Here is a 20,926-nt window from a genome sequence, read left to right on the forward strand (position 1 = left end):
CGAGTGGTGATCGGCCTGCGTGGTAGTGTCGCCGCGTGAGCTCTGGCCACCTTGATCACACAAGCGAAGACACGTCCCCGACCGACGGAGAACCGCAGGTCGTGCACGGCTCGTTCGCCTTGCAGGTCGGCTTCTCGGCGTCGCCGGAGCAGGTCTTCGCGGCGTTCGCCGACCCCGGGCTGCGCACCCGCTGGTTCCGCCTCCCCGGTTCCTCGAAGAACGCCACCCACGCGCTGGACTTCCGGGTCGGCGGCAGCGAGGTGGCGGCCAACCTGTTCGTCTCCGGGGACATCGAGGAGCGGCTGGAGTACCGGTCCCGGTTCCACGACATCGTGCCCGACCGGCGCATCGTCTACGTCTACGAGGCCCATGTGGACGGCCTGCGCCGCTGGGTCTCCCTGGTGACGGTCGAACTCGCCGCCGAGGGCGCCGGATCCCGGCTCGACTGGACGGAGCAGTACGCGTACCTGGTGTTGAGCGGTGACGGCGGCCAGGACACCGCCCACCTCCGGGGCGGCACCCGGCTGCTGCTCAACGGCCTGTCCGCCGTCGTCGAGCCGGAGCGCTACCGCGGGCTGGCGAAGATCCGCCCCGGCGGCGCCTGACCGTTCGTCATTCCTCCTCGGGGGATGGCACCTTGTGGACGGCGGTGTCCGCCGGTCGCACCGGTCGGCCGTCGGCGGCCAGGACGGCCAGGTCGCGCAGCGGCCGGTCGTCGCGCCGGTCGAGCAGCTCGGAGTGCGGCTCGCCCGGGTCGAAGAAGTGCCGCTCGCCCCACTGCCGCAGCGCCACGACCACCGGGAAGAGGTCCTCGCCCTTCGGTGTGAGCGCGTACGCCTGGTAGGCGCTGCCGTCGGAGGCGGGCTCGACGGCGAGGATCCCGGCGTCGACCAGCGCGCGCAGGCGGGCACTGAGGATGTTCTTGGCGACGCCGAGGCTGCGCTGGAACTCGCCGAACCGGCGGCTGCCGTCGAAGGCGTCGCGGACGATCAGCAGTGACCACCAGTCGCCGATCGCGTCCACCGAGCGCGCGACGGGGCACGGGCTCTCGTCGAACCTGGTCCGCTTCACCATCTCCGGCCTCCTGTTCGACCCCTTGACGCCGACTGCCGCCGCAGCCGGTTGCAACATGCTACCGCTGCGGGCTACCGTGCCGCCATGTCGGTAGCATCATGCAACCAGAATCCGTCGCGGGTCCTGACCCGCCCCCTCACGCTGCTGTTCGCCCTCGCCTGCGGGGCCGCCGTGGCCAACGTGTACGCCGCCCAGCCCCTGCTGGTCGCCATCGCCGACGAACTCGCCATCGGCCGGGCCGCCGTCGGCGCGGTGGTGACGTGCACGCAGATCGGCTACGGGCTGGGCCTGATCCTGCTGGTGCCGCTCGGCGACCTGCTGGAGCGGCGCCGCCTGGTCACCGGGCAGGCCCTGCTGCTCGCGCTCGCACTCGCCGCGGTCGCCACGGCGGGCAGTGCGGCCGCCCTGCTGGCCGGGCTCATGGCGGTGGGGCTGCTCGCGGTGCTCACCCAGTCCCTGGTCGCGTTCGCCGCGGTGCTCGCCCCGGACGGCGAACGCGGGCGGGTGGTCGGCACGGTGACCGGCGGCGTCGTCCTCGGCATCCTGCTGGCCCGGACCATCGCCGGTACGCTGGCCGGCCTCGCCGGGTGGCGCGCCGTGTACGCGCTGTCCGCCGTGCTCACCCTGCTGATCGCCGCGGCACTGCGCCGAGCCCTGCCCCGCACCGTCCCTCGGCCAGGGGCGCTCGGCTACCGACAGGCGCTCCGCTCGCTCGCCCGACTGCCCTTGCGTGAACCCGTCTTCCGGCAGCGGGGATTGATCACCCTGCTGGTGTTCGCGGCTTTCAGCACCCTGTGGAGCTGCGTCGCGCTCCCGCTGAGCGAGGCGCCGCTGTCGCTCTCGCCCGCCGCCATCGGCGCCTTCGGCCTGGCCGGCGCGGCCGGCGCACTGGCCGCGGCACCGGCCGGCCGGCTGCACGACCGCGGGCTCGGCCGGTGGGCGGTCGGCGCCGGCCTCGCCCTGCTGGCACTCTCCTGGTTGCCGCTCGCACTCACCCGGCAGTCGCTCTGGGCCCTCGCGCTCGGCGCGATCCTGCTGGACTTCGCCGTCCAGGCCGTCCACGTCACCAACCAGACCACGGTGCTGGCCCTGGATCCGACCGCCGGCGGCCGGCTGATCGGCGGCTACATGGTGTTCTACTCGATCGGCAGCGCCCTCGGCGCGATCACCTCCACGGCGGTGTACGCGGCGGCCGGCTGGCTCGCCGTCTGCCTGCTCGGCGCGACCTTCAGCCTGCTGGCCCTCCTCGCCTGGTCGCGCACCCTGCGCCCGGCCCGGCTGGGGTAGCCCTGGGGCGAACCGCGAGAACCGGTCGCCGCCCGACGGTGCGGGGGCGACCGGCGCTGGCCAATGTGGGGCGTCAACGGGCGCTGTCAGTCGTATTATTGACGAACCATCAGATTCTTCGCATGCCTGCGACGGGCCCGGTGGCCGCCTCGATGTCCCCCTGGGCGGGGGCGGGCACCGCCACCGCGACGGCGGCCCTTCGCCGGTGGGCGAGGGTGAGCAGGAGGCCGCCCGCCACGGCGCCGGCGAGGAGGACGGCCGCGCCCACCGAGGCGGCGCGGCCGACGGCGTCGGTGAAGGCCTGGGCCACGTCCTGCGGCCGGGGGCGGCCGAGGGTGGCGAGTCGCTCCTCGAAGCGGCTGGTCATCAGCGTGCCGAGGATGCTGGTGCCGAGCACCGCGCCCACCTGGCGGGCGGCGTTGACCGTGCCGGCCGCCGCGCCCTCCTTGCCGGGGGGCACGTGGCCGACCGCCAGTGCGGTCGAGGGCGCGTTGGCCAGGCCGCAGCCGAAGCCGAACACCATCAGCGCCAGGGCGTAGCCGCCGAAGCCGTCGCCCGGTCCGACGGTGGCGAACAGGGCGGCGCCCGCGGCCGCCAGCAGCAGTCCGGTGACGATCAGCCGGGCCGCTCCGAAGCGCGGCCCGAGTACTCCGGCGGCCACCGAGGCGAGGATGAACGTGCCGAACTCCGCGAGGAGTTGGACACCCACCTGGAGTGCGGTCAGCCCGCGCACCTGCTGCAGCCAGAGCACCTGGAGGAGTGAGAGGCCGACGAAGCCGAACAGGACGGTGCCGGCCAGCAGCAGCGCGGCGCTGTACGAGGGGTCGCGCATCAGTCGCAGGTCGAGCAGCGGGTGGGCGCGGCGCAGCTCGACCGCGGCGAAGGCGGTGAGCAGGACGGTCGCGCCGATCGCGGCGGCCAGCGGGGCGCCGCCGAGGTAGCTGTGGTGGCCGCCGTCGATCAGCCAGTAGATCAGCAGGGCGAGCCCGGTGGTGGCGAGGAGCTGGCCGGGCCAGTCCAGCCGGACGCCCTCGGCGCGGGATTCGGGGACGCCGAACAGGGCGGCGGCGACGGCGACCGCGGCGATCACCGGGCCGAGCCAGAACGCGGTGTGCCAGGTCGACCAGCGCAGCGCCAGCCCGGCCGTGATCGGCCCGAGGGCGAGGCCGAGGCCGGAGGCGGCGGCCCAGGCGGAGATCGCACCGGCCCGCCGGCGAGGGTCCGGGAAGGCGCCGGTGACCAGGGCGAGCGAGCTGGGGGTGATCAGCGCGCCGCCGAGGCCGGCGACCGCCTGCCCGGCCAGGACGCCGGCGAGGCTGTCGGCGAACACCAGGACCACCCCGCCGGCGGCCATCGCGAGCGCGCCCAGCAGGAAGATCCGCCGCCGCCCCCAGCGGTCGGCGAAGGCACCGGCGCCGAGCACGACGGACGCCACCACCAGGGTGTACACGCTCGGGATCCAGACCAGGTCGGCGGAGTCGAGGCCGAGGTCGGTGCGGACGGCGCCGAGGGTGCCGATGGTCTGGGTGGTCTGGACGAAGACGGTGAACAGGCCGAGGCAGGCGGCCAGCAGGACGGTCCCGCTGCGGTCAGTGCGCGGCATCGGGCACCTCCGGGGTGCGGGTCGCCGTGGGGCGGGGGGCGGTCACGAGGGCTCCAGGGTGCTGGCGGGCCAGTGGGTTTGACATCGCGACTCACCCTAGCGTCGGTGCGTTTGATTATCCAACTTTACTGGTCGGTGGGCACGGAAAGGCGGCGGGTCGCCTCGATGGACCGAGGCGCCCCGCCACCGTGGGGGAGTCGTCGGGTCAGCTGGAGGTGCCGCCCGAGGGAGTGACGCAGGGCGGGAGGGTCGAGGGCGAGAGGGTCGCACAGGTCGCCGTCGCGGCCGCCGACCGTGATGCCGCGGTCGTGGTGCCCGTCGCCGTCGCCGTCGCCGTGTTCGCGGTGGTCGTCGCCGTGGACGGCGTCACGCTCGCCGAGGAGGGTGCCGCGCTCGTCGAGGGCGGTCCGGAGGTGCCCGGGGGCGAGGACGAGGAGGCGCCGGCCGACGAGGTCGACGACGTGGCCGACGCGGTGCTCGCCGAGGACGACGGCCCGGACGGCGAACCGGAGGAGCTGGAGGACGAGGCCGACCCGGTCGACGGCCCGGTCGAGCCGGAGGTCGAGCCGGAACTGGCACCGGAGGTCGAGGCCGAGGCCGAACCCGAGGTACTGGCCGAGGTGGAGCCCGACACGGATGCGGACGGCGAGACCGGCGGCATCGGCGCGGCCGGCGGAATGCCCGGTGCCAGCTCCCTCGGCGGCTGGACCGGCCGGTCCTCCACCGTGATCTGCCCGGTCAGCCGGGCGAACCAGCCGCCGGTGGAGATGTTCACCAGGACGAACGCGGTCACCGGCTTCGGCGCCGGCGCGACGATGACCAGCGAGGACGGCTGGAAGCCTGTCCAGGACTTGCCGGTGTACTTGGCGTCGGACACCAGCGCCGGTGGCTTCAGCGGGTTCCCGCAGCCGCAGCGCACCCGCGGCACGCCCTGCGCGTCCACCAGGACGGAGGTGCCGGCCTGCAGCACCGACTGGTAGGCGACCGCCACCCCGCCCTTGTACCCGTGGTTGGTCACCCGGGTGTCCACCCGCAGATAGACCGAGGTCAGCGAGCGGATGTAGCCGGGGGTGGAGGACTGCTCGATCCCCTGGGCGGAGGCCCAGGCACGCCCGGAGTCCCCGGTCGACGTCATCGAGACCAGCTGTTCCTTGTCGCAGGCCGGCTTGGACATCGCCCCGGCGTAGAGCCCGGCCGACGAGCCCTGCACGCTGTGGATGCCGGCCGGCGAGGCCGGGGCGGTGGTACCGGTCGGCTGACCGGGGGCGGTGGTCTTCGTGGTGCCGGTCGGCTTGGCGGGGGCCGCGGAGGTCGGCGCCGGAGCGGAGACGGCGGTGGTCTCCACCGACTGGGTGAACGGTGCCGGCCCCGAATCGCCCGGCGACTGCAGCGCCACCTCGTTGGCGGCCGGGATGGCGTCGCTCGCGGGGCCGCCGCCGCTGTTGCTGCTGACGATCAGCACCGTCGCCACCACGGCCACCACCGCCGTGCCCGCGACCACCGCCAGCTTCTTGCCGGAGCGCCACCACGGCGTCGGACGCCCGCCGGACGGCCCACCCGGCGCACCGCCGGAGGAGCCCCCCGATGAGCCCCCTGGCCCGGAAGGCCCGGACGGGGGAACGGACGGCGGCCTCGGGGGGCCGCTCGACGGAGGCCCGGAGAGCGGGCCGGACGGGGGGCCGGACGGCGGTCCGAACGGCGGCCCGGAGGGGGGTTGGGAACTCATCGAGGCTCCGTTTCGCGGGCGGCCGGCGAAACGGCCGGCACAGATGGCTCCTGCCACTGGCTTCCATTTCTGCCCCCGCCGGGCATCCGCCGCAACAGCACGCCGCCGCCGGGTCGCCGTGCGTACGCAGCGCGCGCCGCCCCGTCCTGGGTGAGGCTGGACCCAGACGCGAGGGGGGCACCCGAGTCGACGAGGAGCCCGCATGCCTCAGGAGCCCACCACCACGGCGCCCGGCCCGCCCGGCGTACTGCGCGGCTGGCTGGACGCGCTCGCGGTCGTCCTCGCCGGGATCGCCGCGATGGCGGCGGTGGCCGCGTTCGGCCTCTGGGCCGCCGGTGTCGACAGGCTTCCCGGCGGTGGGTTCCCCTCCGTCCTGGCCGGCGCGCTGGCGCTCGCGGTCGGCGGCTCCGTGCAGCTCGACGGCGGCGCGGGCGCCTTCGCCCAGGCGGACGCGGGGATCACCGCGATGCCGCTGAGCGTCGGACTGGTCGGCGCCCTGGTCATGGCGGAGGTGTTCCTGCGCCAGCTGCGCTTCCGGGCGGTCGCCGGCGGCACCGAGCTGCTCGGCCGGGTGGCCCGGACGGCCGCCGTCTGGGTGGTGGCCCTGGTGTTCGTCACCCTCGCCGCCCGGCACACCTTCGTCGTCCCGCTCGGCAACGACCTCGCCGAGCAGCTCGGTGGCGCCTTCGGGCTGACGCCCGAGATCGGCTTCCACGCGGAGGCGGGGTCCACCATCGGCCTCGGGCTGCTCTGGCTGCTGGTGGTGCTGGCCATCACCTTCGCGGTCTCCCGGCGGGCGCCGCTGCCGCGCGGCCTGGTGCCGTTCCAGCAGGCCGTCCGGCCGGCCGCGTTCGCGATGCTGCTGGTCCTGCTCGTCTGCGTGGCGCTGGGACTGGTGGCGGGCCTGCTCACCGCCGTGGTGCACGGCAATGCCAAGGCGACGCTGGCCGTCCTCCTGCTGGCGCTGCCCAACCTGGTCTGGCTCGCCCTCGGGCTGGGGCTGGGCGCCGAGTGGCACGGCCACCTGGTAGGGGGGCTCGGCCTGCCCGTCCCGCAGGTGCTGGCCGACGTGATGCGCGCGCCGGACGGGCAGGAGGCCACCATCGATCTGGGCACCCTCGCGGAGCAGGACGCCCGCGTCTGGTGGCTGCTGCCGCTGGCGGCCCTCCTGCTGCTGGCGGCGGGCTTCGTCGCCGCCTACCGCTCGCCGCGCGGGGTCCGGCTCTGGCAGCACGCCGTCCGGCTGGGTGCGGCGGCGGCCGTGACCATGCTGCTGGTGGGCGTCTGGTCACGGGTCTCCGCCGCCTACGGCCTCTCGGTGCTCGGCGTCGGCGTCGGCGAGGGCGGCCTGGGCGATCTCCTCGGTTCCGTCCTCGGCGACACCAACCCGGTCTCGGACCTGGGCGGCGGATCGCTCGCGCTCAGCCCGCAGCTCTGGACGGCGGTGCCGCTGGCGGCCGGCTGGGGCCTGGTCGCGGGCCTGCTGGGCGCACTGCTGGCGGCCGGTCGGGGCCGGCGCGGCGAGATCGCGGCGGACGACGGCTGAGACCGGCGGCTGAGACCGGCCGCCGAGCCCCGGGCCGACCGGCGCCTCACCGCGCCCGGGGGAAGACGACCGGGGTCGCCCAGGGCGGCGGCTCGGGGACGCCGGGCGAGGCGCCCGGCGAGCCCGGGCCGACGGCCGGGAGCGCCTGGGTGGGCGGTCCGTCCGCCTGCCACGCGGCGGCGGGGCCGCGGGTGCGGGAGCCGGCGGCGCGCAGCTCGGCCACGAACTGCAGGCAGCTGGTGAACCGCTGCTCGGGCGACTTGGCGAGCGCCCGGGACACCACGGCGTCCACCCCGGCGGACAGGTCGGGGCGGTGGTCGCGCAGCGTCGGCGGCGGGTCGTTGAGGTGGGCCCAGAGCAGGGCGAGATCACTCTCCCGGCGGAACGGCGGCGTCCCGGCGAGCATCTCGAAGACCACGCACCCCAGGCTGTACTGGTCGCAGCGGCCGTCCAGCGGCCGCCCGGAGATCTGCTCGGGCGCCGCGTAGTCCAGGGTGCCGACGATCTGGCCGACGTTGGTCAGACCGCTGAGCGAGAGCGACTTCTTGGTGAGGCCGAAGTCGGCCAGGTACAGGTGCTCCGGGTGTTCGCTGTCCGTCCCCGCGGCGACCAGCACGTTGCCGGGCTTGACGTCCCGGTGGACCAGGTCGTGGTCGTGCGCGGCGTCCAGCGCGGAGCCGATCTGCAGGGCCAGCCGGGCCGCCCGCTCGACCGGGAACGCGCCGCCCCGGTTCATCAGGTCGCGCAGGTCGCCGCCCTCGACGAAGCGCATCGCGATGAACAGGATGCCGTCGGCCTCGCCCGCCTCGAAGACCGGGATGATGTGCGGGTGGTCGATCGCGGCGGCGGCCTCCGACTCGTGGATGAACCGCTGCCGGAACACCTCGTTGCGGGCGAGCTCGGGTGCCAGCAGCTTCACCGCGACCGTCCGGCCCAGCCGCAGGTCCTTCGCGCGGTAGACCACGGCCATGCCGCCCCGGCCGATCTCCGCCTCCAGCCGGTAGCCGGCCACCCGCCGGCCGACCATGCCGGACGGCAGGCCCGGGGCCTCCGTCGTGTGCGAGTCGGGCAGTGCCGGCTGCTCGGCGGGCTTCCCGCCGCCGGGCCGTTCCGGGGGGATCACGGCTCACCCGTCCGGGTCGGCTCGTACTCGCTCCCGGTCGGGTCGGGGGCCGCCGGGCCGGGCGCCGCACCGGGCTTCGGGCCGGCTGCCGCACCGGGGGTGGCCTGCGGCCGTCCGGGGGCCGCGTACGTCTGCAACTGGAGGCCGTCGCAGTAGCACCAGCGGTCGTGCACCTGGTCGAACAGCCAGAGCGCCTCGCCGTCGACGACCAGTCCGATCCGCAGGCCGCGGGCCCGGTCCCGGAAGGTCTCCAGGTCCGCGCTGCCGGCGGCGAGGTCCTCCAGCAGCGCCCGGTAGCGGGCCAGCGCGCCCTCGGCCTCGGCCAGCGCCGGCCTGGGGTCGGCCGTCCGGGCCGGCGGGCCGGTGGCGTCCGGCGGCGCGTCGGGGAGGTTGATCAGCAGCCGGCCGTCCACCCAGGTGGTCCACCCGTTGGAGCAGAGCACGTGCCCCCAGTCGCCCTGCAGGCCGATCAGCCGGACGGGCAGCAGCGGGTCCAGCCGGGCCGCCGGCTGCGCCGGGTCCGGGGCCGCCCAGGTGGCCATCCCGTCGGGCGGGGCCACATGGGTCGGGCGGAACGCGAATTCGTCCATGGGCTCCGTCCATCGGGGGGCGGTTCACTTCCGCAGGATCACTTCCACGTGATCACTTCCGCATGATCGCCGGCTCCTGCCGGCGCAGCAGTGCCAGTACGGCGCCGCCCAGCGCCACCGAGAGGCCCACCAGGATGCCCAGGCAGCGCAGCCAGCTGGTGCGGCCGGGGCGGAACAGCGGATCCGCGGTGATGACGGTCGGGAAGACCGCGTGCAGGTCGACGGTCTGGGCCATCGCGGCCAGACCCCAGCGCGACGGCACCAGCCAGGCGAACTGCTCCAGGCCGGGCACGCCGTGCAGCTTCAGCATGGCTCCGCTGAAGACGATCTGCACCACCGAGAGGAGCACCAGCATCGGCATGGTGGCCTCCTCCTTGCGGACCAGTGCCGAGACCAGCAGGCCGAGCATCATCGCCGAGAAGGAGAGCATCGCGACGGCCAGGATCAGCTCGACCAGCGGTGGCAGCACGACTCCGCTGTGCACCTGCAGCCCGGTGGGCAGCGTCGGGCTGAGGTCCACCCCGGCCAGGCCGACGGTGGTCAGCACGGCCGCCTGGGCCACCGTGATCGTGCCGAGCACCACCACCTTGGAGACCAGGTACGCCGATCTGGAGAGCCCGACCACCCGTTCGCGCTGGTAGATCGGGCGTTCCTTGACGATCTCGCGCACCGCGTTGGCGGAGCCGGTGAGCAGGCCGCCGATGCAGAGGGTGAGCACCACGTTGATGGCGTTGTCGGGGGAGATCCGGGAGCCGGCCATCGCCCGGCACATCACACCGATGATGAACGGCAGGGCGATCATCACGGTGAGGAACAGCCGGTCGGCCGCCAGCACGGCGGTGTAGCGGCGCACCAGGGTGGCCAGCTGGGAGAACCAGCCCTGCGGCTTCTCCGGCCCGAACGGGCTGCCGGCGGCCGCGGCCGGGCGCGCGGCCGGGACGGCCTGCACCGCACCGGCCGCCACGTACCGCTGGTACTGCGGGGACTCGCGGAACCGGCGCTGCCAGGCGGCGTGGTCCTCGTTCTCGAACGCCTCGAAGGCCTCCGGCCACTCGGTGTAGCCGAAGAAGTCCAGTGCCTCGCCCGGCGGGCCGTAGTAGGCGGTACGGCCGCCCGGGGCCAGGACCAGCAGCCGGTCGCAGACGGACAGGCTCAGCACGCTGTGGGTGACCACGACGACCGTGCGGCCGTCGTCGGCCAGGCCGCGCAGCATCGTCATCACCGAGCGCTCCATGCCCGGGTCCAGCCCGGAGGTCGGTTCGTCCAGGAAGAGCAGCGAGGGCTTGGTGAGCAGTTCCAGGGCGACGCTGACGCGCTTGCGCTGGCCGCCGGAGAGACTGGAGATCACCAGGTCGGCCCGGCTGTCCAGGCCGAGTTCGTGGATCACCTCGTCGACCCGGGCCTCGCGCTCCGCCTTGGTGGTGTCGCCGGGGAAGCGCAGTTCGGCCGCGTAGGAGAGCGCGCGGCGGACGCTGAGCTGGGTGTGCAGGATGTCGTCCTGGGGCACCAGGCCGATCCGGCGGCGCAGTTCGGCGTAGTCCCGGTAGAGGTCGCGCCCGTCGTACAGGACGGTGCCCTCGTCGGCGGGGCGCAGCCCGGTGAGGGCGTTGAGCAGGGTCGACTTGCCGGCGCCGCTCGGGCCGGCCACCGCGAGCAGGGCCTTCTCGGCGAGCGGGAAGCCGACGCCGTCCAGCAGCACCCGGTGATCGGGGCCGACCCGGACGACCAGGTCCTGGACGTCGAGCGAGATCTCGCCGGTGTCGGTGTACTCGACCAGCTCGTCGCCGGACAGGCAGAACGCGGAGTGGCCGATGCCGACGATGTCGACCGGGCCGACCGGCGCCCGGTGCACCGGGCTGCCGTTGAGGTAGGTGCCGTTGTGGCTGCCGAGGTCGACGATCTCGTGGCCACCGTCGGGGAGGGTGCGCAGCTCGGCGTGGTGGCGGGAGACCACCAGGTCGTCCAGGACGAGGTCGTTGTCGCCGGCCCGGCCGATCCGCATCGTCCGGCCCGGCAGCCGGATGATCGCACTGGGCTGCCGGAACACGCCGGAGGCCTGCGGGGCGATCAGCGACGGCCGTTCGCCGGCGGCCGCGGGCAGCCCGGCGAAGGTCGCGGACGGGCCGTCGGCGGGGCTGCCGAACCGCAGCCGGGTACCCGGGCCGATGTCCTCGTGCTCGATCCGGCGGCCGTCGGTGAAGGTGCCGTTGGTGCTGCCGACGTCGTCCAGCAGCCAGTGGCCGTCGCTGGTGTGCAGCACCGCGTGGTGCCAGGAGACCCGCGGGTCGTCGAGGACGATCTCGCTGGTCGGGTCACGGCCGACGTGGTACGACCGGCCAGGATCGATCAGCTGCGAATCCCGGTCGGTGACGAGTACCAGAGGCGGCGCGACGGGCGCGCCTGCGCGCTCTCCCATGGTTCGGATTCTAGCCCGGCCGGGGCGCCCCGGCCCTCCGGTACGGCCCGGCGACGGACCGGATCAGGTAAGTGGACTGGACCACTGGATCCGGACCGGGCCGCTGCCCTATCGTTTGCCCCATCGTCCGGAGCCGTTGCCCCACAGCCCGGAGTGGTTGCCCCGCCGTCCGGAACGATCCGGACCGCCCCCGCGAGCCCCTGGATGGACCGATGAGCCTCTGGCCGCAGTTGCGCGACTCCCGGCTCGTCCGGGCCCGCCGGGCCCCGGGGACCCTCCTGCGCTGCGGGCTGATGGACACCATGCTGGCCGACCTCTCGGTCTCGGTGGTCCTCTTCTTCGAGCAGACCCTCGACGAGGACCGCCTCGCCGCCGGACTCGCCCGGGCACTGGCGCAGGTCCCGGTCTTCGCCGGCCGGCTGCGCACCGTCGGCGACGAGTTGACCGCCGTTTGCGACGACTCCGGTGTGCCGATGGACAGTTACGACGTCGACGGGACGCTCGCCGAGGCGATGGGCCGGGTCACCTCGGCCGGTGCCGCCCTGGTCGACCCGGTGGACGCCCCGGCCGCCCGGGCCGGCGGCGTCCCGCTGCTCACCGTCCGGATCACCCGGCCCTCGGCCGGCGGCACGGTGCTCGGCTGTTCCTGGCACCACGCGATCGGGGACCTCCAGAGCTTCATGCTGCTGATGCGGGCCTGGTCCGCCGCGGTGGAGGGCGAGGAACTGCCCGAGGCCGAACTGGTCGAGGACCAGGACGCGCTGTTGGACAAGGTGCTGCCCGCCGAGGACTGCGGGCGGCCCGGGTTCCGGCTGCCCGGCCCGGCCGAGGCCGCCGCGCTGGCCCGCGAGGTGGCGGCCGGTCCGCGCGCCAACCGGACCGTCCAGCTGTACTTCGGCGAGGCCGAAATCGCGCGGATGCAGGCGGAGTTCAGTGCGCAGGCGGGCCGAAGACTCTCCGCCGGCGACGTGCTCTGCGCCCATGTCGTCGGCACCGTCAGGGCGTTGGACGAGGACGGCGAGACCCGCTGGCTGACCGTCCCGGTCAACGCGCGCCGCCCGCTCGGCCTGCCGCCCACCCTGGTCGGCAACCTGCTGGGCGACGTTCACCTGCCGCACGCGCCGCAGGACGGGGCGCCGGCCCTGGCGGCCGCGCTCAGGACGGCGCTGGAGGGCTTCGCCGACCAGCACCTCAACCTCCGCTCCAACCTCGGCTTCCTGGAGGCGATCGGGCGGTCCCGGCTGCGTGACTGCGTACCGCTCGGCTTCGACCCGGAGCACCGCCGGTTCAGCTTCTCCAACTGGAGCCGGTTCGGCGCGTACGAGATCTCCTTCCAGGGGCACCGGCCGGTGTTCTTCAGCCCGGCCGCCAACTACCCGCTGCCGTGGGTCTCCTGGACGGTCGAGGGTTTCCACGGGGTCGGCTCGCTCACCACGGCGGTGCTCCCGGCCCGGCTGGCCGCCCGGCTGCGCGGCGCCCAGGGGCGGGCGGCGCTGCACCGCTTCCGCGACCCGGCCGACGTACTGCCCGCGCTGGTCGCCGCCGTGCCGAAGGTGCTCTGAGGCACCGGCCCTTGAAGAACCGGCTTCCACACCGGGTCAACGCCGACGGGGGAGAGGCCGACGGGCCGTCTCCCCCTGATCGGGCGGTGGTACCGGTCAGGCCGGGAAGGCCTCCTCGATCGCCGTCCAGAGCTGCACCCGGGCCCTGAGCGCGAGCCGGACGGTCTCCGCGCAGGCGGTCCACTTGGCGTCGTCCTCGCCGCAGAGGTCGATCAGCATCTGCATCGCCATCGGGGTGTGCTGCTCGCCGTCCACCTCGATGTGCCGGGCCAGGTAGTCCTTGAAGACGGTGAGCGCGCCGTCCGGGTCATCGATCTTGATGACCTGGGCGAACATGTCGGGGATGAGGTCCTCGCGGCCGAAGGCGAACGCGGCCGCGCGGCAGTGCACCGGCGCGTTCTCGATGATCTCCCAGGTGGTCGCCGTGAAGTCGACGGCGGCCTGCGGCACCCCGGCGGTCTTCAGCGCCTCGGGCACCGGGGTGCCCGCCCGCAGCAGCTCCAGGAAGGCCTCGACCGGGGCCGGGTCGGCGCCGGCCTGCCGCATGCCCTCGACGTACAGCTCGAAGTGGCTGGTGAAGCCGTCGCCGAGCTCGTCGCTCTCCTCCACCAGCACGATGTCGTTGATCAGCCGGCGGCTGGCGGTCGGCCCGTTCGGGACCCAGGGCACGTCGACGCAGGTCAGCTCGCGCTGCAGGCTCTTCAGCAGCGACATGAAGTCCCAGACGGCGAAGACGTGCCGGTCCAGGAAGGTGCGCACATGCCCGATGCTGGTCAGGCCGCCGTAGACGGTGTGGCCGACGACCTCGCGGCGCAGCGGGTCGATGGCCTCCTGCAGACCGGTCAGGCCGGGGTGCGAACGGTCCCAGTGGTAACGGTTGTTGGACATGTGAAGCTCCTTCACGGGGGGAACGGGATTCTGCCACGAGGTGTGCGCGCCGGACAGGGGTCACGCAGTCACCGGGCCGCTTTCGTGGCGGCCGGACACGGCCTACTTCATGACGGCGCGCAGGGCGTGCCGCAGCTGCTCCCGGCCGGGCTGGAGGGCGCGGTCGAGGGCGGGGGCGAACGGCAGGACCGCGCCGTCGGGGCGGGTGATCCGGCGGGGCGGGGCGATCAGCCGCATCTCCTCCGCGGCGGTCGCCAGCACCTCGGCGCCGATGCCGCAGCTGCGGTTGGAGTCGTCGAACACCACCAGCCGGCCGGTGCGCTCCAACGAGGCGGCGAGCGCCGCCCAGTCGAAGGGGTACAGCGTGCGCGGGTCCAGGACCTCGACCGAGACCTCGTCCGCGAGCTCCGCCGCGACGGCCAGCGCGTCGTGCACCAGGTGGCCGACGGCGACCAGGGTGACGTCGGTGCCGGGCCGGTGCACGCGCGCCGAGCCGAGCGGGACCGGCTCCAGCGTCCAGGTGACGGTCTCGCGCACCGCCAGCGCGGCGGCCGGTGCGAACACCACCACCGGATCCGGGTCGCGCACGGCGGAGCGCAGCAGGCCGTACGCGTCGGTCGGCGTGGCGGGCACCACGGTCTTCACCCCGGCGTGCGCGAACAGGCTGTACGGGTGGTCGGAGTGCTGGCCCGCCCAGCCGTCCCGGGAGCCCGAGCCGGGGACGACGCAGGTCAGCGGGACACCCGCCTGGCCGCCGGTCATCAGGGAGAACTTGTGCGCCTGGTTGACGAGTTGCTCGAAGACGAGGAACAGCAGGGAGGGGATCTGGAATTCGATCACCGGCCGCCGCCCGGCCAGGGCCGCGCCGATCGCCATCGCGGTGAAGGCCTGTTCGGAGAGCGGGGTGTCGACGATCCGCTCCGGCCCGAACCGGTCGAGCAGCCCGAGGGTCGGTCCGGCCAGGCCGGCGCCGATGTCCTCGCCGAACACGCAGACCGCGGGGTCGTCGGCCAACTCGTCGGCCAGGGCCCGGTTGAGCGCCTTGGTGTAGGAGAGCCGGGTCACAGCGTCGCCCCCGCCCGCGGTAGCCGTCCGTCGGCGTAGAGGTAGTCCAACGCGCCCTCCGGGTCCGGGAGTTCAGAGGCGAGCGCGAATCGTTCGGCCTCCGCCAGGTCGGTCGCCACCGCCGCGTCGAGTTCGGCGGCGCGGGCCGCGCCGATCGCCGCGGCGGCGCGCGGCAGCGGGTCGCGGGCCCGCCATTCGTCGACCTCCTCCGGGGTGCGGTAGCGCAGCTTCATCCGGCGCTCCATGGTGTGGTGGCCCTCGAAACGGTAGGTGCGGCACTCCAGGAAGCCCGGGCCGCCGCCGGACCGGGCCCGGGCGACGGCCTCCTCGGCCGCGGCCCGGACGGCCTCGGTGTCCATCCCGTCGACGGTGACGGCGGGGATGCCGAAGGCGGCCGCCCGGCCGACGGCGGTGCCCGCGACGGCGGTGGCGGCGGGCAGCGTGGTCGCGTAGCCGTTGTTCTCGCAGACGAAGACCACCGGCAGCCGCCACATGGCGGCCAGGTTGAGCGACTCCAGCAGCACGCCCTGGTTGAGCGCGCCGTCGCCGAAGAAGGAGACCGCCACCCGGCCGTCGCCGGCCCGGCGGGCGGCCCAGGCGGCGCCGACCGCGATCGGCGCACCGGCGCCGACGATGCCGTTGGCGCCCAGGATGCCCAGCGAGAGGTCGGCGGCGTGCATCGAGCCGCCCCGGCCCCGGTTCAACCCGTCGACCCGGCCGGCCAGTTCGGCGAGCAGGCGGCGGGGGTCGACGCCCCGGGCGAGCACATGGCCGTGCCCGCGGTGGGTGGAGGTGAGGCGGTCACCCGGGCCCAGCGCGGCGCAGACGCCGACCGCGACCGCCTCCTGGCCGATGTAGGGGTGGATGCCGCCGGTGATCACCCCGGACTTCACCAGGCCGAGCGCCAGCTCCTCGAAGCCACGGATCAGCCGCAGCATCCGGTACCGCTGCGCGGGCGTGCCGAGCGGGGCCGTCCCGGTGCCGCCCCGCGCCGCCGGGTCGTCCGTGCCGGCGCCGGCCGCCGCCGTCACGGGGTGCCCCGCCACAGCGTCGGGCAGATCTCCGGGTCGGCGTAGTCCGGCCGGTCGTCGGCGGTGCGGCGGACCACCACGTCGTGGTTGTAGACCACGGTGGCGCCGTCCGTTCGGACGTGGCGGCGGTACTCGTTCGCCCCGTCCTGTAGGTGGAGCGAGACGGCGCGGCGCGGGGCGTCGGACAGGTTGGCGCCGCTGCCGTGGTAGGTGCGGCAGTGGTGGAAGCTGACGTGCCCGCGCGGGATCTCGATCGGGACCTTGCGCACCTGCTGCCCGTTGTGGTGCGCGTTGGCGGTCAGGATCGACTCCAGCTCGGAGCGGTCGCGGTGGGCGAAGTGGCGGGTGGAGTCCTCGCCGGAGTCCAGCTCGCGCCAGCGGTGGCTGCCGTCGATCATGGTGATGGTGCCGTTCTCCTCCCGGCAGTCGTGGAACGGGAGGAAGGCGGTGAGCATCCGGTCGGAGCTGGACGTCTGCCAGTAGTGCTTGTCGAAGTGCCAGGGCACCTGGTTGGTCGGCTCCTCGGGTACCGGCGGCTTGTAGATCAGCGTCGCCTGGAAGACCCGGATCTCCTCGGCCTCGGCGAGCAGCGCGGCGACGGCGCCCAGCAGCGGCTTGCGCAGGATCGCGCCGATGGCGTCGCTCTCGTAGTGCACGTAGTCGTTGTGCCGCTGGACCGGACCGTGCGCGGGCTCCCAGGCGGCGAGGTTCGGCGGGCGGACGGGCAGTTCGCGGTCCCGGTGGCCCTCGTAGTACTTCTCGGTGGCGTCCTGCAGGGTGTCCAGTTCCTCGTCGCTGAACAGCCGGCGGGAGAGGTACCAGCCGTGTTCGAGGTAGCCCGCCACCTCCTCGGGGGTGGGCAGCAGTGCGCGCTCGGCGTCGGTCAGTCGGAACTCGGGTGCGGTGGTCATGCGGTGGCCTCCTTCTGCGGGGCGGGAGTTGCTCAGACGGAGGCGGTGGAGTTCTGCCGCTCGACGGCCTCGTACAGGGCCTTGATGTTGGCGGTCCCGAAGGTGCCCGCGCCCTGACGCTCGATCAGCTCCAGGAAGTAGGTGCGGCGCGGGTGGGTCGAGCGGAGGAAGATCTGGAACAGCTGCCCGCCGTGGTCCTGGTCGACCAGCACGTCGAGTTCGCGCAGTGTGTCGACCGGGATGGCCGTTCCGCCGAAGCGCTCGGCGAGCGCGTCGTAGTAGGCGCCCGGGGTGCTGAGGAACTCCACCCCGCGGTCGCGGATGGTGCGTACGGCGGTGGCGATGTCGCCGGTGCGGAAGGCCAGGTGCTGGACGCCCGCGCCCGCGTTGTCGGCCAGGAAGGTGTCGATCTGGCCGGGCCGGCGGGTGGTGTCGGGCTCGATGAGGGTGAAGGTGACCTCGCCGGAGGCGCTCTGCACCACGCTGGAGTCCATCGCCTGCTCGCCGACCTCGATGTACTCGCCGAAGATCCGGTGGAGACCGAGCGCGGCCTCGCAGAACTTGACGGCGGGGGCGAGCTCCCCGGCCGGGACGCAGATCGCGGCGTGGTCGAGGGCGTCCAGCAGGGCGCCGGCGGCGGGCTGCGCGGGTGCCGGGTCCGCCGAGGTGTCGGGGACGAACCGCAGGGCGACGTCGCCGAACCCGGCCACCAGCCCGCCGGCCCGGTCCAGTACGCGGGCGCCGTGCCGCTCGGCGCGCTCCAGCGCGGCCTGCGGATCGGTGCAGCCGAGCGCGATCACTCCGACGCCGTCGCCGTGCACGGCCACGAACCGGGCGACCGGGTGGGCGGGGTCGGCGGCGGAGACGAGCCGCAGCCGGATGCCGCCCTGGCGCAGCGGGACGGTGCGCACGCCGTGCGGGTCGGCGGCGAGGTCGGCGGCGGGCCCGGCGGAGGTGAGCGCACCGGGTGACTGTTCCGCGCGGCTCTGTTCATCGGGGACGAAGCCGAAGTCGGCGCAGAGGCCGGCCGCGGTCTTGTCGGCGTCCGCGCAGTGGAACTCGACATGGGTGATGGACTGGATGGACAACGGGTACTCCCCGGGGGTGGCGAATGATGGGTGGCCGGGGCTCGGCCCGGCCCGGGCGACCCACCGGGCCGGGCCGGCTCCGGCGGGGTGCCGCACGGCGGGCCGGGGCGCGACCCCGGCGGCCGGCCGCTACTTGGCGGACCGGGTGGACGCCGGGCCGAAGACCAGGCTGAGGTTGTGGCCGCCGAAGGCGAAGGCGTTGCTCAGCGCCGCGCCCAGCGGTGCGGACCGGGCCGCGCCGCGCACGTGGTCCAGGGCACAGGCCGGGTCGGGATCGGTCAGGTTGAGTGTCGGTGGCAGCGTCCCCCGGGCCACCGCGAGTGCGGTCACCGCTGCCTCCAACGCTCCTGCGGCTCCCAGGAGATGGCCGGTCGCGCCCTTGGTCGAGCTGACCGCCGGCCCCTGTTCGCCGAAGACGGCGCGCAGGGCGGCGCTCTCGGCGACGTCGCCCAGTCTGGTACCGGTGCCGTGCGCGTTGACGTAGCCGATGTCGGACGGTGTCAGGCCGGCGTTGGCGATCGCGGCGCGCATCGCGTCGGCCGCGCCCGAGCCGTCCGGGCGGGGCATGGTCGGGTGGTGGGCGTCGGTGGAGGCGCCCCAGCCGGTCAGGTCGGCGTAGCCGGCCGCGCCGCGGGCGTCCGCGTGCTCGGCCCGCTCCAGTACCAGGACGGCGCTGCCCTCGCCGAGCACGAAGCCGTTGCGGCGGGCGTCGAACGGCCGGCTGGCCTGCGCCGGATCGTCCCAACCCTGGGCCAGGGCCCGGGCATTGGTGAAGGCCGCGGCGATCGTCGGGTGCAGCGAGGACTCGCTGCCGCCGCAGACCACCACGTCGGCGTCGCCGGCCCGGATCAGTCGCAGCCCCTCGGCCACGGCTTGGGCGCCGGCCGCGCAGGCCGTCACGATCGCCGAACTGAAGCCCCGGATCCCGTGCTTGATGGCGATCCGGGCGGTGGCCATGTTGGAGAGCATGCCGGGCAGCAGATACGGGCTGACGCCGGGCCGGCCGCGCTCCAGCCGCTTGTGCGACTGCTGCTCGAAGGTCTCCAGCCCGCCACCGCCGGTGGCCAGCACGACGGCGGTGCGGTGCGGGTCGGCGTCCCGCCCGACCACCAGGCCGGCGTCGGCGAGGGCGTCGTCGGCGGCGGCGAGGGCGAGCAGGACGAACCGGTCCACGCACCTGGTCTCGGTCGGCGGCAGCACCTCGCGCCCCTCCACGGCGGGTGCCAGGCCGGCGGCGGTCAGCCAGCCGTGCGCGGCGTGGCCCTCGGGCAGCGCGCGGATGCCGGAGCGGCCGGCGGTGAGCGCCTCGAAGACCTCTCCCGGCTTCTGGCCCACCGGTGTGACCAGGCCGATCCCGGTGACCACCGCTCCCGGGCGGCCGGCGGCCGCGCTCATCGGGCGGCCACCGAGTCGAGGTAGCGCTGACGCAGCAGCACCTTGCGGACCTTGCCGGTCGGTCCGAGCGGGATGTCCTCGCCGCTCACCACCAGGACCTGGCGGACGGTGGCCGCCGCGGCCTCGTCGAGGGCGGCCGTGACCGCCTTGGTGCGGTCCTCGGCCGGATCGGCGTCGGCGGCCAGCAGCAGCAGGACATCGGTGACCACCCGCTCGCCGTCCCGGACGGCGACGACCGTGCAGTCCGCCACGTCGGGGCAGGCGGCCAGCACCCGCTCCTCCGACATCGCGGTGAACAGCCGCTTGCCGTCGCCCAGTTCGACCGAGTCGACGGCCCGGTCGACGTGGTAGTAGTAGCCCTCCTCGTCCCGGTACATCAAGTCCCCGGTGAGGAAGCGGCCGCGGATCCGGGTGCGGAAGGTGGTCGCCGAGTCGTTCCAGTAGCCGAGTGCCAGGGTGGGGGAGGAGGTGGCGAGTTCGCCGACCTCGCCGGGGCCGAGCGGCTCGCCGTCCGGGCCGACCACCTCGCAGTCGACGAAGGCGTGCGGGCGGCCGACGCAGCGGCCGTACCGCTCGGTGCCCGGGCCGTGCGTGATGAAGAAGTGCGAGTGGCCCATCTCGGTGGAGCCGAGACCGTCCACGAACAGCGAGCCGGGCACCCGGACCCGGCCCTCCCGGGTGACGGACTCGCGGCTGCCGGTGGCGATCAGCCGGCGGATGTGCACCTCGTGCGCGCAGTCCCCGGTGTTCCACCAGAGCGCGACGGAGGACAACTCCCGCTCGGCCAGGTCGTGGTGGGCCAGCTCGGCCCAGGTGGCGGCGAAGCCGATCACCCCGGTGGGCCGCCGGCTCTCGATGGCGTCCAGCACACCGGCGCCGGACTGCCGGGAGAGCAGGTCGAGCCGGGTGTGCGAGCTGAGCGCGAGGTTGACGGCGATCAGGGTGGCGGCGTGCGGCGCGGGCAGCGCGCTGAGCATCCGGTCCTGGCCCTGCGGGCGGGGCAGGCGCAGGCGGTGCCGGATCGCCGCGTACAGGCTCGCGTGCGAGTGGACCACGGCCTTGGGCATCCCGGTGGTGCCGGAGGAGTGGGTGATCGCCACCGGGTCGCCGGACCAGTGCCGGTAGGGCGCCGGGGCGGCGTCCGGGTCGCCCGAGCCGAGCGTGCCGATCTCCGGGAACAGTGGGGCGCCGGGGTCGTGGCCGGCCAGGGCGGCCAGGTGCGCGGCGTCGGCGAGGATGCCGACGGCGCCGAGCCGGGCGATGTAGCGGGCGGCGCGCTCGCCGTCCACGTTCGGGTTCAGCAGCGCCGGGATCGCGCCGAGCCGGGCCAGCGCGAGGAAGGAGAGCACGTGGTCGGCGGCGTCCGTCGCGTAGACCACCACCGGGTCGCGGCGGGTGACGCCGAGGCCGTGCAGGGCCGCGGCGCGTGCCCGGACGGCCCGGTCGAGCTCGCGCAGGGTGAAGGACTGCCAGGCGGCGTGGTCGTCCACCGGTGTGTCGAAGGTCAGCAGCGGCTCGTCCAGACCGAGGCCGAGGGCCAGCCGGCTGGTGAGGACGTTGCCGGCGCCGACCTCGGGGTCGTCCGCGAGAAGGGTGCGGATACTGCGGATGCTCACGGTGG

General features: G+C 74.6%; 17 protein-coding genes. 4 read left to right on the forward strand and 13 right to left on the reverse strand.

The window, feature by feature from the left end; genetic code table 11:
* Nucleotides 1–101: 101 nt before the first annotated feature.
* Nucleotides 102–605, forward strand: coding sequence for an SRPBCC domain-containing protein (locus tag ACFVYI_RS09865; RefSeq protein ID WP_387882855.1), 504 nt, complete (start codon nucleotides 102–104; stop codon nucleotides 603–605).
* Between the two features lie 7 nt (nucleotides 606–612).
* Here ACFVYI_RS09865 and ACFVYI_RS09870 read toward each other — a convergent pair whose 3' ends face one another.
* A complete protein-coding gene (locus tag ACFVYI_RS09870; protein WP_387882857.1) occupies nucleotides 613–1,074 on the reverse strand; it encodes a winged helix-turn-helix transcriptional regulator in 462 nt (153 codons plus the stop codon).
* Nucleotides 1,075–1,158: 84 nt separating this feature from the next.
* On the opposite strand from ACFVYI_RS09870, the gene ACFVYI_RS09875 reads away from it, so the two are divergent.
* The gene (locus ACFVYI_RS09875) at nucleotides 1,159–2,361 is read left to right on the forward strand and encodes an MFS transporter (protein ID WP_387882860.1); all 1,203 of its coding nucleotides are present in this window, start codon (nucleotides 1,159–1,161) and stop codon (nucleotides 2,359–2,361) included.
* A 109-nt stretch (nucleotides 2,362–2,470) separates the two neighbouring features.
* Here the strand turns inward: ACFVYI_RS09875 and ACFVYI_RS09880 are convergent, their stop codons facing one another.
* Both ACFVYI_RS09880 and ACFVYI_RS09885 read right to left on the reverse strand, forming a co-directional pair.
* The gene (locus ACFVYI_RS09880) at nucleotides 2,471–3,964 is read right to left on the reverse strand and encodes an MFS transporter (RefSeq protein ID WP_387882862.1); all 1,494 of its coding nucleotides are present in this window, start codon (nucleotides 3,962–3,964) and stop codon (nucleotides 2,471–2,473) included.
* 205 nt (nucleotides 3,965–4,169) lie between these two features.
* Nucleotides 4,170–5,465 carry a DUF6777 domain-containing protein gene (locus ACFVYI_RS09885; protein ID WP_387882864.1) on the reverse strand — a complete coding sequence of 432 codons (1,296 nt, stop codon included), beginning with the start codon at nucleotides 5,463–5,465 and terminating at the stop codon, nucleotides 4,170–4,172.
* 427 nt (nucleotides 5,466–5,892) lie between these two features.
* Between ACFVYI_RS09885 and ACFVYI_RS09890 the strand changes: the two genes are divergently transcribed.
* Nucleotides 5,893–7,236 carry a streptophobe family protein gene (locus tag ACFVYI_RS09890; RefSeq protein WP_387882866.1) on the forward strand — a complete coding sequence of 448 codons (1,344 nt, stop codon included), beginning with the start codon at nucleotides 5,893–5,895 and terminating at the stop codon, nucleotides 7,234–7,236.
* Between the two features lie 46 nt (nucleotides 7,237–7,282).
* Here ACFVYI_RS09890 and ACFVYI_RS09895 read toward each other — a convergent pair whose 3' ends face one another.
* From ACFVYI_RS09895 to ACFVYI_RS09905, 3 genes are all read right to left on the reverse strand, one after another.
* Nucleotides 7,283–8,263 carry a serine/threonine-protein kinase gene (locus ACFVYI_RS09895; protein WP_387882998.1) on the reverse strand — a complete coding sequence of 327 codons (981 nt, stop codon included), beginning with the start codon at nucleotides 8,261–8,263 and terminating at the stop codon, nucleotides 7,283–7,285.
* Nucleotides 8,264–8,355: 92 nt separating this feature from the next.
* On the reverse strand, nucleotides 8,356–8,949 hold the full coding sequence (locus tag ACFVYI_RS09900) for a hypothetical protein (protein WP_387882868.1): 594 nt from the start codon (nucleotides 8,947–8,949) through the stop codon (nucleotides 8,356–8,358).
* 52 nt (nucleotides 8,950–9,001) lie between these two features.
* Nucleotides 9,002–11,365 carry an FHA domain-containing protein gene (locus tag ACFVYI_RS09905; RefSeq protein WP_387882871.1) on the reverse strand — a complete coding sequence of 788 codons (2,364 nt, stop codon included), beginning with the start codon at nucleotides 11,363–11,365 and terminating at the stop codon, nucleotides 9,002–9,004.
* Nucleotides 11,366–11,577: 212 nt separating this feature from the next.
* Between ACFVYI_RS09905 and ACFVYI_RS09910 the strand changes: the two genes are divergently transcribed.
* Nucleotides 11,578–12,927 carry an acyltransferase gene (locus ACFVYI_RS09910; protein ID WP_387882873.1) on the forward strand — a complete coding sequence of 450 codons (1,350 nt, stop codon included), beginning with the start codon at nucleotides 11,578–11,580 and terminating at the stop codon, nucleotides 12,925–12,927.
* 96 nt (nucleotides 12,928–13,023) lie between these two features.
* On the opposite strand, the gene ACFVYI_RS09915 is transcribed toward ACFVYI_RS09910, so the two are convergent.
* The 7 genes from ACFVYI_RS09915 to ACFVYI_RS09945 form a co-directional block, all read right to left on the reverse strand.
* Nucleotides 13,024–13,815: a DUF3050 domain-containing protein gene (locus ACFVYI_RS09915; RefSeq protein WP_387882875.1), complete on the reverse strand. Its 792-nt coding sequence runs from the start codon at nucleotides 13,813–13,815 to the stop codon at nucleotides 13,024–13,026.
* A 102-nt stretch (nucleotides 13,816–13,917) separates the two neighbouring features.
* Nucleotides 13,918–14,880, reverse strand: a complete 963-nt coding sequence (locus ACFVYI_RS09920; RefSeq protein WP_387882877.1) for an alpha-ketoacid dehydrogenase subunit beta — start codon at nucleotides 14,878–14,880, stop codon at nucleotides 13,918–13,920.
* Nucleotides 14,877–15,926: a thiamine pyrophosphate-dependent dehydrogenase E1 component subunit alpha gene (locus tag ACFVYI_RS09925; RefSeq protein ID WP_387882879.1), complete on the reverse strand. Its 1,050-nt coding sequence runs from the start codon at nucleotides 15,924–15,926 to the stop codon at nucleotides 14,877–14,879. Before ACFVYI_RS09925 ends, ACFVYI_RS09920 begins: the two co-directional genes overlap by 4 nt.
* Nucleotides 15,908–16,822: a phytanoyl-CoA dioxygenase family protein gene (locus ACFVYI_RS09930; RefSeq protein ID WP_387882880.1), complete on the reverse strand. Its 915-nt coding sequence runs from the start codon at nucleotides 16,820–16,822 to the stop codon at nucleotides 15,908–15,910. The genes ACFVYI_RS09925 and ACFVYI_RS09930 overlap by 19 nt, the downstream gene beginning before the upstream one ends.
* A gap of 32 nt (nucleotides 16,823–16,854) precedes the next feature.
* A complete protein-coding gene (locus ACFVYI_RS09935) occupies nucleotides 16,855–17,910 on the reverse strand; it encodes a VOC family protein (RefSeq protein WP_387882882.1) in 1,056 nt (351 codons plus the stop codon).
* A gap of 129 nt (nucleotides 17,911–18,039) precedes the next feature.
* A complete protein-coding gene (locus ACFVYI_RS09940) occupies nucleotides 18,040–19,305 on the reverse strand; it encodes a beta-ketoacyl-[acyl-carrier-protein] synthase family protein (protein ID WP_387882884.1) in 1,266 nt (421 codons plus the stop codon).
* Nucleotides 19,302–20,921 (reverse strand): AMP-binding protein, encoded by a 1,620-nt coding sequence (locus ACFVYI_RS09945; RefSeq protein WP_387882887.1) that lies wholly within the window; start codon nucleotides 20,919–20,921, stop codon nucleotides 19,302–19,304. Before ACFVYI_RS09945 ends, ACFVYI_RS09940 begins: the two co-directional genes overlap by 4 nt.
* Nucleotides 20,922–20,926: the final 5 nt, after the last annotated feature.

This window comes from Kitasatospora sp. NPDC058218 (genome assembly GCF_042882445.1).
In the GTDB taxonomy this organism is placed as follows: Bacteria; Actinomycetota; Actinomycetes; order Streptomycetales; family Streptomycetaceae; genus Kitasatospora.

Coding starts and splice junctions, on each gene's coding strand:
- ACFVYI_RS09870 (WP_387882857.1), bottom strand. CDS start 1,074: ATGGTGAAGCGGACCAGGTTCGACGAGAGCCCGTGCCCCGTCGCGCGC.
- ACFVYI_RS09875 (WP_387882860.1), top strand. CDS start 1,159: ATGTCGGTAGCATCATGCAACCAGAATCCGTCGCGGGTCCTGACCCGC.
- ACFVYI_RS09880 (WP_387882862.1), bottom strand. CDS start 3,964: ATGCCGCGCACTGACCGCAGCGGGACCGTCCTGCTGGCCGCCTGCCTC.
- ACFVYI_RS09890 (WP_387882866.1), top strand. CDS start 5,893: ATGCCTCAGGAGCCCACCACCACGGCGCCCGGCCCGCCCGGCGTACTG.
- ACFVYI_RS09895 (WP_387882998.1), bottom strand. CDS start 8,263: ATGGTCGGCCGGCGGGTGGCCGGCTACCGGCTGGAGGCGGAGATCGGC.
- ACFVYI_RS09900 (WP_387882868.1), bottom strand. CDS start 8,949: ATGGACGAATTCGCGTTCCGCCCGACCCATGTGGCCCCGCCCGACGGG.
- ACFVYI_RS09905 (WP_387882871.1), bottom strand. CDS start 11,365: ATGGGAGAGCGCGCAGGCGCGCCCGTCGCGCCGCCTCTGGTACTCGTC.
- ACFVYI_RS09910 (WP_387882873.1), top strand. CDS start 11,578: ATGAGCCTCTGGCCGCAGTTGCGCGACTCCCGGCTCGTCCGGGCCCGC.
- ACFVYI_RS09915 (WP_387882875.1), bottom strand. CDS start 13,815: ATGTCCAACAACCGTTACCACTGGGACCGTTCGCACCCCGGCCTGACC.
- ACFVYI_RS09930 (WP_387882880.1), bottom strand. CDS start 16,822: ATGACCACCGCACCCGAGTTCCGACTGACCGACGCCGAGCGCGCACTG.
- ACFVYI_RS09940 (WP_387882884.1), bottom strand. CDS start 19,305: ATGAGCGCGGCCGCCGGCCGCCCGGGAGCGGTGGTCACCGGGATCGGC.